We start from the raw sequence: 12,330 nt of genomic DNA on the forward strand, positions 1-12,330 counted from the left end.
TCTATCTTCTAAAAATCCTATTTTTAACATGATCATATTTAAATATTCTAAATATAAATATAAATATGCTATATACAATAATACCTGAAAGTATAGCTACAAGACACGCTATTCTACTGCTTATGGTATAATTATAGACATTCATATAAATAATTACAACAATTATTATCATTAAAGTAGATGCAAATGCAGGCTTTATAACTGTTTGAAAATAGTTTATATTAATCTTCAATTTTCTTTTAAGTAACATCATGTTTAACATAGAAGCTACGATATATCCACATATGCTACCTATTACAGCACCATAAATGTTAATACTAGGTATAGAAACTACTTGCAGTGTAATTGCTGTTTTTATAGCACATCCAATGGCTAAATTGACTATTGGCATTATATATTCTCCTACTCCTTGAAGAATAGCTGTGGAAGTTTGTGCCAAAATTATGAATGGAACAGATATCGCTGAATACTGCAATATTTTAAATCCATCAGATTGTCCTGGAAATATTAAATTTAAAATTGGATAAGCAAGATTATATAATCCTAAACAGGATGGCAATGCTATAACCATTGAAAGCTTTATGGCTAAATCCACTTTATTCATCACTTCAAACCTTCTGTTCAATATATATGTCTCTGCAATTATAGGCATTAAAGAAGCACAAAGTGCTGCTGAAAGTGTTAATGGAACATTTATCATAATAAAAGCTTTTCCTGTAAGTTGTCCATATAATATAGTTGCTTGTTTATAATTAAATCCTGCCTGTAATAACTTTTGTGGAACTATTGCAGAATCTATAAGACTCATTATACTGCTTGCTGCTGCACCCAAGGAAACTGGTATAGCTATATATAGCAGCTTATTCATGATATCTATATCATCATGCACTACATTAACTTTAAATTCTTTTCTTATTTTTATATACTTTGCCAACAAGTAAATTCCTGCAAATAGTCCTCCTGCAGCTGCTCCAAGTGCTGCTCCTCCAGCTGAATATTCTATCCCTTTTGGCAGAAGTATATAAGCAAGTCCAACTCCAATTATAACTCTTCCTATCTGCTCTATTATCTGAGAAATTGCAGTATAGTTCATATTCTGCAGTCCCTGGAAAAATCCTCTAAATGCACTCATTACAGATATAAATATTGGTGCAAAAGCAATGGAAACTAATGAATAATAAGATTTTTCATCCCATTTTAAAAATGCTATAATAGGTCTAGAAAAAATAAGTAATATTGCCGTAAAACCAGCCCCTAAAATAAACATAAGGAGCATTGCCTTTCTTAAAACTTGAATTACCCCTTCATGATCATTTATAGCATTTCTTTCTGATACCATTTTAGATATAGCTACAGGTATTCCTGATGCTGCTGCAATAAAAAACATATATAATGGAAAAGACATTTGATAATATCCTACTCCCTCGTCTCCTATAAGCATTTGCAATGGCCATCTAAAAAATAATCCTAAAAATTTCGATATGATTCCTGCAAGTCCTAAGATAAATGTTCCTTTAATTAGTGATTGCTTTTTCATAAAAATACCCCCGATTGTTCTTTTTGTAAGAGCAAACTTTTCTAAATAATACTTTACATTTTTATAATTATTTAAATTTTAAGGGTATTATTACTGTAATTACATGAATATTTTTTATATTTATGTCAATAATCACCTATGTAGCAAAAGACAAATAAATAATGGCAGCATACGCTGCCATTATTTATTGTTCCATTTGCTTTCCTATGAAAGATGATGCAGTTTCAGCCAATTTAGTTTCAACATCCCCAAACTTTTTTCCTTCATCTTTTGATACTATAATTACGGCACCAATTGCATCACCTTCTGCTATTATTGGTGAAATTACTTGTGCTGAATACTTCCCTTCAACTTCTTCATCATCATATAAAGCCACTGGCTTTTCTTTATCACTTGTAAAATTTATAGCCTTTCTATCTTCTATAATTTTTTCAAGATCATCACTTATTTTTTTCTCCAAGTATTCCTTCTTAGTTGCACCACTTATAGATATTATACTATCCTTATCACATATCATAACTATATTTCCTATAGTCTGTTGTAATGATTCTGCATATCCTTTAGAAAAATCACTTAATTCTCCAATAGGAGAATATTTTTTAAGTATAACTCCTCCTTCCCTATCTGTAAAAATTTCTAATGGATCTCCTTCTCTTATTCTAAGAGTCCTCCTTATTTCCTTTGGTATGACTACTCTACCTAAATCGTCTATACGTCTAACAATACCTGTTGCTTTCATTATTTCTTACCTCCTAAAATCTAATTTAAATATAACTTGTGTTAATATTATTTTTCTAAATATGAAATTTTATACACAATTGTTATTTAAATTAGAATTTACTTGTGTAAAAAAAAAACACAGTATACAAAATACTGTGTTTTTTCATTTTTTTTATATAAGATTTTTTTCATTTTTACTTATTTTAGCACTCTTTTTCCACTCAGCTACTTTATCCTGATATTTCTTTTGTTTTTGTTCAGTTTCAAGTTGAGTTTTTATTTGAGCCTTCACTGCATCAAGTTTTTTAACAGGATATTCTTCTTTCTCTACGCATTTTATTATATGATATCCAAATTGGCTTTTAACTGGAGCTGATATAGCTCCTTTTTTTAACGCTATCGCACCAGCCATAAATGCAGCATCAAAACCTGAATCTACATAATTTACAAATCCTAAATCTCCACCTTTATCCTTAGTAGCTGTATCTGTTGAAACTTCTTTTGCAACTTTAGCAAAATCTTCACCTTTATCTAATCTAGTTTTTACCTTTTTAGCTTCTTCTTCAGTTTTTACTAATATGTGAGCTGTATGTATTCTATTAGGTTTTTCTGTAAACTTGTATGGATTATTTTTGTAGTAATCTTGAACACTTTTATCATCAACTTTAACATCTTTTCCTACATTATTCGTAACATTTGTGCTTATCTCTTGATTTCTCATTTGAGTATAATACATATTTTTTAAATTTTCTTCTGTAAGACTTTGTTGTTTTAAAGCTGCTTGAAATTTAGCTGCGTCATTTCCAAATTGTTGTTGTTTTATATTACTAATTTGTTTATCAACTTCAGCTTTTAACTTTGCATCATCTGGAAGCACTTTTAATTCTTTAGCCTTTTGTTCAATAACTTTTGACTCTATCATACTATCAAGTATTTTTGATTTTTGCTCTTTTAAAATGCTTTTTGCATCATCATTTTTCTCATAGTCTTCACCATATTGCTGCTTAATTTGAGCTGCAATTCCCATTAAATTAGGATTACTATCTAATTCACCTCTAGTGATTTTTTCTCCATTTACTGTTGCCACAACACTATTTTTTATAGCTTCTGGCGTTTTAGCTATCATATTACAACCAACTGTCGAAAACGCAAATGCAGATATTAAAACTGCGCTTACTAATCTTTTTACACTTTTCACAACCTATTCCTCCATTCATATTAATGCTTTTTAGCAATACAAATTAATTTTAACACAAAAACTATCCTACTACAAAATTATTTTTTATGACATATATTAGCCATATACTCCATAATTTCTTTTATATTATAAACTAAATTTTCTCTCTTTACCTCCTTAATTTTATATCCAAATCCAGGATTATCTGATAACTTTATACTTATTTTTTTGTTATAATCTTTTATAAGCCCTTTAAGCATATTTTCCTCCATTCTTTCTTTGTTATCAAACTTGAATACAACTTCATCCTTCTTTTCCTTGATCTCCTGAATTCCTAATTTCTTTCCTATGCTTCTTATATAGGCTATATTCATAAGATTATATATAGAAGGTGGAATATCCGAGAATCTATCCTTCAATTCTCCTTCAATATCTTCCATGTCTTCATAACAATCAATAGCTGCAATTCTTTTATATACCTCTATTTTTTGTACTTCATCTTTTATATAATTTGTTGGAATATATGCATCTACCTTTAATTCTACAGTTGTTTCTACTGGTTCTTTATCTATATCTCCTCTTACAAGCTTTATAGTATCCTCTAGCATTCTACAATACAAGTCATATCCTACAGCTGCCATATGCCCATGTTGAGACGAACCCATCATATTTCCCGCTCCTCTTATTTCAAGATCCTTTAGAGCTATTTTAAATCCTGATCCTAATTCTGTAAAATCTTTTATAGCCTTAAGCCTTTTTTCAGCTACTTCTGTTAAAATTTTATCTTTTCTGTATGTAAGGTAACAGTAAGCCATCCTATTGGTTCTTCCAACTCTTCCTCTTAGCTGATACAATTGAGATAACCCCATTTTATCTGAATCATATATTATCATAGTATTTACATTTTGAATATCCATTCCTGTCTCTATTATTGTGGTAGCCACCAAAATATCATACTCATTTTTCATGAAATCCACTATGATATTTTCTAACTCTCTTTCTTGCATCTGACCATGTGCAACAGCTACTCTCGCTTCTGGAACTAGTTTAGCCACATAAGAAGCCATTTCTTTAATATTTTCAACTCTATTATATACGAAGTAAACCTGTCCTCCCCTATTTAACTCTCTTAATATAGCATCTCTTATTAACTGATCATTATATTCTACTACATAAGTTTGTACTGGATATCTTTCTTCTGGAGGCGTTTCAATTACACTTATATCCCTTACACCTACTAGAGACATATGTAATGTTCTAGGTATAGGTGTAGCACTTAAAGTTAATACATCTATATTTTTTTTCATCTTTTTTATTTTTTCTTTATGTGTAACTCCAAATCTTTGCTCTTCATCTACTATTAACAGCCCTAAATCTTTAAATTGAACATCTTTTTGAATAATTCTATGTGTTCCTATAAGTATATCTATTTCTCCTAATTTTAAAGCCTTAATACTAGATTTTTGCTGTGATGTCGTTCTAAATCTGCTTATCATATCTATCTTTACAGGAAAATCAGAAAATCTTTGTACAAAATTGTTATAGTGCTGCTGTGCAAGTATTGTGGTTGGAACTAAAAACGCTACTTGCTTTCCATCCATTACTGCCTTAAAGGCTGCCCTTACAGCAACTTCTGTTTTTCCATATCCTACATCACCACATAATAGTCTGTCCATAGGTTTATCTGACTCCATATCTAATTTTATGTCTTCTATTGATGTAACTTGATCTGGAGTTTCTTCATAAGGAAACTCTTCTTCAAATTGCTTTTGCCAAACAGTATCTTTTGAATATTTATACCCCTTTAATGTTGATCTAACAGCATAAAGCTTTACTAAATCTTCAGCTATTTCCTCTATAGACTTTTTAACCTTCTTTTTTGCTTTTGCCCATTCTGCACTCCCTAATTTATTTATCTTAGGTATTTTTCCTTCAGTTCCTATGTACTTTTGAACCATGTCCAGTTGTTCTACAGGAACATACAATTTATCATCAGATTCATAAATTAACTCAAGATAATCCTTTTTATGTCCTTGAAGTTCCAGTTGTTTTATTCCTTTATATACTCCAATTCCATGATTTGCATGAACCACATAGTCACCAGGCTTAAGCTCTGCAAAGCTTTTAATCTTGTTTATCCCTTTTTTAGATGCCTTACTGGCAGATTTCCTTTTTGCCTCTCCAAAAACCTCTTTATCCGAAATAACACATATTTTTAACTCTGGATACTCAAAACCATTCAACTGACTTCCAAAGGTTATTATAACTTCTCCTGGTTGAATATCATGTATTACATCTTTATAAGAACTTTCTATATCATTATCTCGCAAAGTATTTACTAATCTTTCTCCTCTTGGTCTGGTTCCTGAAAGAATAACTATTTTAACTCCTTTTCCCTTTTTATCCTTTATATCCTGTATGAGCAACTCCATTTGTCCATGATAATTATGCAATGTTATTTGAGAAAAATTAATTATAGATCTTGGTGCTAGTATTTTTGTAGACTTAGGTATAGCATCCATAGTCATAACTTCTTTTTCTTCTAAAGATTCAAACACATGAGATTTATTTAACAATAACTCACTTTGCTTTGATAAAATATTACCTCTTTGTAAAAAGCTTTTATAATTTTCTTCAAATTCAAAGTAAACACTGTCTAATTTTCCCTTACACCTTTGTAAATCATCCAAAATTATAAAATACTCTTCTGTATAGTCTAAAAAAGAAGAAGTCTTATCATAAAAATATGGTAAAAAACTATCTATAGTTTCAAAAGTCCAGTTTTCTCTTAAAGATTCTAAATTTTTTTTAACTTCTTGCTGAACATTTTCTAATGCATCATTGTCTTTTCTCTTTTTTAGCTTATCACATACAAGTTTCAAATCACTTTCCATGCCCTGAAGACCCTTTTGTATACTTTCATTATCTAAAATTATTTCATTAGCTGGAAAAATTTCTATATTTTTTACTTTTTCAACACTTCTTTGTGATTGTAAATTAAAACTTCTAATAGAATCTACTTCATTACCAAAAAGTTCTATTCTATATGGTTCTGCAGCTATAGGAGAATATATATCTATTATCCCCCCTCTTATAGAAAACTGACCTTTACCATCTATAATCTCTACTTTCTCATATCCACATTGTATTAATTTTTGCTTTAAATCTTCTATATCTAAAATATCCTTTATAGAAATATTAAAGGTATAATTTCTATAAAGGTTTACAGGAATATAGCTCGAAGCTAACGTCTCTATACATGTAACTATAATCTTTTTACCGCTCTTAAGTATTTCCCTAATAACTTTTAGTCTTTCCCATCTAAGATCTCCCGATATTGCATAAATATTATAGAAAACCACTTCTTTTGTAGGAAAATAATAAACATTAGTAAGATATAAAGATAAATCTTCATACAACCTTTTTGCCTCTACATCACTATGAGTAAGTACTAAAAAAGGCTTGTCTAGTTCCTCATACACTCCATCTATTAAATATCCCCTAGCCGACTCTGAAAGTCCAAATATACCTACAGGAAACTTACTTTTTTCTATATTATTAATTATACTTTTAAATTCCCTACTATTTTTAAGAGGTTTTAAAAGCCCTTCTAATCTCATTTTAACAACCACCCTATAAACTTTAAAAATTTTGGTCAAATTAAGGTATAGTTTCTATACCTTAAAACTATTAAATTTATTCATAGCCTCGTCTACTCCATATTTTATTATATGTTCTACAGCATCTACACTAACATCAAAAACCTTAATAACCTTTTCTCTGTCTTCTATATTAAATCTTCCTAAAACATGAGATACTAGTTCTGACTTAGGCTGTCCTACTCCTACTTTAATTCTTGGAAAAACATCAGTACCTAAGTTAGTTATAATGCTTTTTATTCCATTATGCCCACCAGCACTTCCCTTTTCTCTTATTCTAAGCCTACCTACTTCCAAACTTATATCATCATATAATATTATTACTTGTTCATTGCTGATCTTATAAAAATTTACTACTTCTCTTATACTTTCTCCACTTAAATTCATATATGTACTTGGTTTTAATAATATAACTTTTTTAGAAGCTATGCTTCCCTCTCCATACATTCCTTTAAATTTTTCCCTGTTTATAGATATATTATACTTGTCACTTACTAAATCTATAATATCAAACCCTACATTATGTCTAGTATTTTCATACTGTTTTCCTATGTTGCCTAAGCCAACTATTAAAAACATTTTTTCACTCCTAACTAACTTTCCCTACACTAATTATTCACTAAGGTATATATTATACTAAAAGACATAAATAATAAAGAGACTAAATGTCTCTTTACTTATTTTTTTCTTTCACATCGGAAAGAACTATATTTACTTCTATAGTCTTGCCATTTCTCCAAACTTTACACTTTATAGAATCTCCAATTTTATGTTTATCTAAAACATCAGATAAATCTTCAAATCGTAAGATTTTTTTATTATCTAATTCTACTATGATATCTGTTGGTTTTATTCCTGCTGAAGCTGCTCCACTTTCTTTTACTACTTCATTAACATATACACCTTGAACTTTATTTTGCTGTGAAACTACACTTTGACCATATATACCCAAAAATGGTCTTGAAACCTTACCATAACTCATAAGTGAGTTTATTATGCTCTTTGCTTCATTTATAGATATTGCAAATCCCATACCCTCTGCATTTTGATCTGCACCTAATTTTAAGCTATTTATACCTATAACTTCACCTGCACTATTGCAAAGTGGACCACCACTATTTCCTGGACTTATAGCTGCATCTGTTTGTAAAACTTTATATATGGCATCACCATACTGTATCTTTCTATTTAAAGCACTTATTATTCCTGCCGTAACAGAACCAGAAAACTCTTGGCCTAACGGATTCCCTATAGCAATAGCTGTATCACCTACTTTTACTTTAGATGAATCTCCAAATTTAGCTGTAGGTAAATTTTGTGCTTCAACTTTTATAATGGCTAAATCTGATCTGCTATCTGCTTTAACTAGCTTTGCAACTAAAATTTTCCCACTTGAAAACTTAACAGTAATTTTAGAAGCACCTTCTATTACATGATTATTAGTTACTATATATCCATTAGGATCAAATATAATTCCTGAACCACTTCCTACATCCTGTAATCCAAAATATCCTTCAGCTTTATTGCTTATACCTACTACTGTAGGTCCTACCATTTCAGCTACTTTAGTTATAGAATTTTTAGAGGTGTCTGCAATTTTAGTTTGATTATCTTGATTTTTAGGTTCAATTAAAGATTGATTTATTTGTGTATAACCTTTATCAGAATATCTTTTATTAGATACATATGCTCCTGATATTCCTCCTGAAACAGCTGCTATTAATATAAATGTAACTCCTTTTGCTAGACTTTTCAACCTAGCTTTTTTTCTACTATTAGTAAACTTTATTCCACCTGTAGCATTCTCTACACTTTGCCATTTCACATCTTTAATTCTATTTTCTCTATTATCGTCCATAAAATTGCACCTCATAAAAATATATTTAATCCATTATATATATACTAGTAAATTTTTTTTACATAACTATGAACAAAATGTTATTATTTTTTTAAATTCTTTTTAGAGTAAATGTAAACGTAACTCCTTGAGGTTGTTGATTTTCTGCCCATATATCTTCTCCTAATTGTGTAATTATACAGCTTACTATAGGAAGACCAAGTCCTGTACTCACTTTTGAAGTTCTAGATTTATCTTCTTTGTAAAATCTATCCCATATATGCTTTAGTCCTTCTTCTGATATCCCTGGTCCATCATTGAATATTGATACTATTACCTTCTCTCCTTTTGCCTTGGTACTAATTTTTACATTTCCGCCTTCATTTACATACTTTATTGCATTATCTGTAAGATTTGTTACTACTTGAGTTATTCTATCTCTATCTCCAACTACTAAAAGCTTATCATCTTGCATTAATACATCTACAGTAAGCTTTCTTTTCTTTATCTTAGTTTCAAATTTTATTACACACAATCTTATAATTTCATTTATATCAATTTCTTCAATTCTTAGCTTAAATTGACCTGCTTCAATTGATGATAAATCTAATAAGTCATTTACAAGTCTTGTAAGTCTTTGAATTTCTTCATAGGCTATAGACAGATAATAATTCTCCTTTTCCTTTGGAATAACTCCATCTAAAATCCCTCCTATAAAACCTTTAACAGATGTTATAGGTGATCTTATTTCATGAGATACATTTGAAATAAATTCTCTTCTATTTTTTTCTACTTTTTCTAAAGAATCTGCCATAGAATTAAATGATTTTGCAAGAACACCTATTTCATCTTTAGAATTTATTTTAACCCTCCTATCCACTTCTCCTTTAGAAATTTTATCTGCCACATAATTAATTTGTGCAAGGGGATTTATTATTATTTTTCGTGAAATATAATATATTACAATACATGAAACTATTATAGCAAATATAGCAGAAATCCATATTATTTCATAAACTCTCTTTAAGGCCCCTTTTATTTCACTTAAAGATGAATGCATTATTATTACACCTTTAAACATTTCATTATGAAAAATAGGAATTTCAATAGTATGAACCGGAACTGTAATTAATTTCCCATATTTCCCTCTGCTCTCCATAACATGATTTTCTCTCAATTGTTCTAAATCACTAGTTAACACTTGTTTGCCAAGTATATTTTTATGTTCATTATCAGAAACTGCATAAACAATTCCATAACTATCTGTTAACCATATATCGGCTGATAAATACTTACCAATATAAACTAAAGTATCATTGAATTTATCTGCAGTTATTTTTTCATCCAAGTATTGAACAGCTGCAGTCCCTATAATCTGGGACTCTGACATAAGATGTGTTTTCCGCTGTTCAAAATAGTACCCTTCAAACCAATATGACAGAAATGCAGCTGTCATAATGAAGCTAATTGAAATTATTACTATAAATGTCGCTGCAAGTTTAGAGACTAAACCTTCCTTCATACTATTTCACCTCAAACTTATAGCCTACACCCCATACTGTTTCTATTTGCCAATTAGATCCTCCTTGCAATTTTTCCCTAAGTCTTTTTACATGTACATCTACTGTTCTTGAATCTCCTGGGTAATCATATCCCCATACTTCACATAAAAGCTGCTCTCTTGTAAATACCCTATTTTTATTATTTGCCAGATAATATACCAATTCAAATTCTTTAGGAGGCATTTTTATCTCTTGTCCTTTATAAACTACAGTATAAGAATTTATATCTATTGCTAGATCTTCAAAGCTTAATACTTCCTTATTTTCATTATCCACATTGTACCTTCTCAAAACAGCTTTAACTCTAGCCAATAATTCTTTAGGCTCAAAAGGTTTAACTATATAATCATCTGCTCCGAGCTCCAAACCAAGTACCTTATCAAAAGTTTCTCCTTTAGCAGTCAGCATAATAACTGGTGTTTCATATTCTTTTCTTATCCACTTTAATACATCTATACCATCAACATGAGGCAGCATAATATCTAGTAAAACCAAATCAGGTTTATATTCCAAAAATACTTCCTGTGCTTCTCTTCCGTCATGACAAACTTCAGTATTATAACCTGAGTTTTCAACATACATCTTTATTACTTCACATATGTTTTCATCATCATCTACAATTAATATTTTTCCTATAGAACCTTCCATTGCACTATCTCCTTTATTTAATCAAATTTCGTATTTTAAATTTATTATATACAAACTTTTTAATATTAAGTATTCTACTAAAATTACATATTAGTATACCTACTATTAAATTTACCACACATACTATAAGCAGTAATAGTATATACGTAAAAAAGTTACAAATAATTTACTATATTAAAAAAGTATGTAGATTATAATTCTACATACTTTTTTAATTAATTATTAGTCTTCAAATAACTTACTTACTGATATATCTTCATATATTCTCTTTATAGCTTCTGCAAATACAGGTGCTACTGATAAAATCTTAAATTTATCTAACATTTTATCTTGTGATAAGTTTATAGTATTTAACATTACTAACTCTTTTATAGCAGATTCTTTTATCCTGTCTATAGCAGGTCCTGATAAAACAGCATGTGTACAGCAAGCATATACTTCTTTCGCTCCTAATTTTACTAAGGCATTTGCTCCATTAGTTATAGTCCCTGCAGTATCTATCATGTCATCAATTAATATCACAGTTTTATCCTTTATATCACCAATAACGTTCATTATTTCTGATACGTTAGCCTTTGGTCTTCTTTTATCTATTATAGCTATTGGTGCATGTAATTTATCTGCAAATTTTCTAGCTCTTGTTACACTTCCAAGGTCTGGAGAAACCACAACTATGTCTTCTCTATCTGCAAATCCTTTTTGTATAAAATATTTTGCTAGAATAGGTGCTCCTAATAAATGATCTAGTGGTATATTAAAATATCCTTGGATTTGAGATGCATGTAAATCCATAGTTAATACTCTGTCAGCTCCTGCAGCAGTTAAAATATCTGCTACTAATTTTGCTGTAATTGGATCTCTTGCCTTTGCTTTTCTATCTTGTCTTGCATAACCATAATAAGGCACTACTGCAGTTATTCTTCCTGCAGACGCTCTTTTAAATGCATCAATCATGATTAAAAGTTCCATTAAGTTACTGTTTACTGGATTATTAGTTGATTGTACTACAAATACGTCTGTTCCTCTTACTGTCTCGTTAATATCTACTGATATTTCACCATCACTAAAAGTTGAAACCTTTGCGCTTCCAACAGATAGTCCTAATATATTAGCAATGTCTTTAGCTAATTCAGGATGAGAAGTACCTGTAAAAATTTTAATGTTCTTACCATGGGTTATCATTATATAAT

General features: G+C 29.7%; 9 protein-coding genes. All 9 read right to left on the reverse strand.

Translation table 11 applies throughout. From position 1 onward, the window contains the following. Nucleotide 1 precedes the first annotated feature (1 nt). On the reverse strand, nucleotides 2-1,537 hold the full coding sequence (locus EG57_RS0217155) for a putative polysaccharide biosynthesis protein (protein ID WP_032078381.1): 1,536 nt from the start codon (nucleotides 1,535-1,537) through the stop codon (nucleotides 2-4). 184 nt (nucleotides 1,538-1,721) lie between these two features. Then, the gene (gene spoVT / locus EG57_RS0217160; protein ID WP_032078382.1) at nucleotides 1,722-2,276 is read right to left on the reverse strand and encodes a stage V sporulation protein T; all 555 of its coding nucleotides are present in this window, start codon (nucleotides 2,274-2,276) and stop codon (nucleotides 1,722-1,724) included. 153 nt (nucleotides 2,277-2,429) lie between these two features. After that, nucleotides 2,430-3,455 carry a peptidylprolyl isomerase gene (locus EG57_RS0217165; protein WP_032078383.1) on the reverse strand — a complete coding sequence of 342 codons (1,026 nt, stop codon included), beginning with the start codon at nucleotides 3,453-3,455 and terminating at the stop codon, nucleotides 2,430-2,432. Nucleotides 3,456-3,532: 77 nt separating this feature from the next. After that, on the reverse strand, nucleotides 3,533-7,054 hold the full coding sequence (mfd, locus tag EG57_RS0217170; protein ID WP_032078384.1) for a transcription-repair coupling factor: 3,522 nt from the start codon (nucleotides 7,052-7,054) through the stop codon (nucleotides 3,533-3,535). Between the two features lie 54 nt (nucleotides 7,055-7,108). Then, complete coding sequence (gene pth, locus EG57_RS0217175) at nucleotides 7,109-7,672, reverse strand: aminoacyl-tRNA hydrolase (RefSeq protein WP_032078385.1); 564 nt, start codon at nucleotides 7,670-7,672, stop codon at nucleotides 7,109-7,111. 94 nt (nucleotides 7,673-7,766) lie between these two features. Continuing rightward, the gene (locus EG57_RS0217180; protein WP_032078386.1) at nucleotides 7,767-8,951 is read right to left on the reverse strand and encodes a S1C family serine protease; all 1,185 of its coding nucleotides are present in this window, start codon (nucleotides 8,949-8,951) and stop codon (nucleotides 7,767-7,769) included. A 91-nt stretch (nucleotides 8,952-9,042) separates the two neighbouring features. Beyond that, nucleotides 9,043-10,452: a HAMP domain-containing sensor histidine kinase gene (locus EG57_RS0217185; protein ID WP_032078387.1), complete on the reverse strand. Its 1,410-nt coding sequence runs from the start codon at nucleotides 10,450-10,452 to the stop codon at nucleotides 9,043-9,045. Between the two features lies 1 nt (nucleotide 10,453). Continuing rightward, entirely contained in the window at nucleotides 10,454-11,140 is a 687-nt protein-coding gene (locus tag EG57_RS0217190) for a response regulator transcription factor (protein ID WP_032078388.1), read from the reverse strand. A gap of 222 nt (nucleotides 11,141-11,362) precedes the next feature. Continuing rightward, complete coding sequence (locus EG57_RS0217195; RefSeq protein ID WP_029161137.1) at nucleotides 11,363-12,322, reverse strand: ribose-phosphate diphosphokinase; 960 nt, start codon at nucleotides 12,320-12,322, stop codon at nucleotides 11,363-11,365. Nucleotides 12,323-12,330 lie beyond the last annotated feature (8 nt).

The organism is Clostridium drakei, assembly GCF_000633595.2.
Taxonomy (GTDB): domain Bacteria; phylum Bacillota; class Clostridia; order Clostridiales; family Clostridiaceae; genus Clostridium_AM; species Clostridium_AM drakei.

Coding starts and splice junctions, on each gene's coding strand:
- EG57_RS0217155 (WP_032078381.1), bottom strand. CDS start 1,537: ATGAAAAAGCAATCACTAATTAAAGGAACATTTATCTTAGGACTTGCA.
- spoVT (WP_032078382.1), bottom strand. CDS start 2,276: ATGAAAGCAACAGGTATTGTTAGACGTATAGACGATTTAGGTAGAGTA.
- mfd (WP_032078384.1), bottom strand. CDS start 7,054: ATGAGATTAGAAGGGCTTTTAAAACCTCTTAAAAATAGTAGGGAATTT.
- pth (WP_032078385.1), bottom strand. CDS start 7,672: ATGTTTTTAATAGTTGGCTTAGGCAACATAGGAAAACAGTATGAAAAT.
- EG57_RS0217180 (WP_032078386.1), bottom strand. CDS start 8,951: ATGGACGATAATAGAGAAAATAGAATTAAAGATGTGAAATGGCAAAGT.
- EG57_RS0217185 (WP_032078387.1), bottom strand. CDS start 10,452: ATGAAGGAAGGTTTAGTCTCTAAACTTGCAGCGACATTTATAGTAATA.
- EG57_RS0217190 (WP_032078388.1), bottom strand. CDS start 11,140: ATGGAAGGTTCTATAGGAAAAATATTAATTGTAGATGATGATGAAAAC.
- EG57_RS0217195 (WP_029161137.1), bottom strand. CDS start 12,322: ATGATAACCCATGGTAAGAACATTAAAATTTTTACAGGTACTTCTCAT.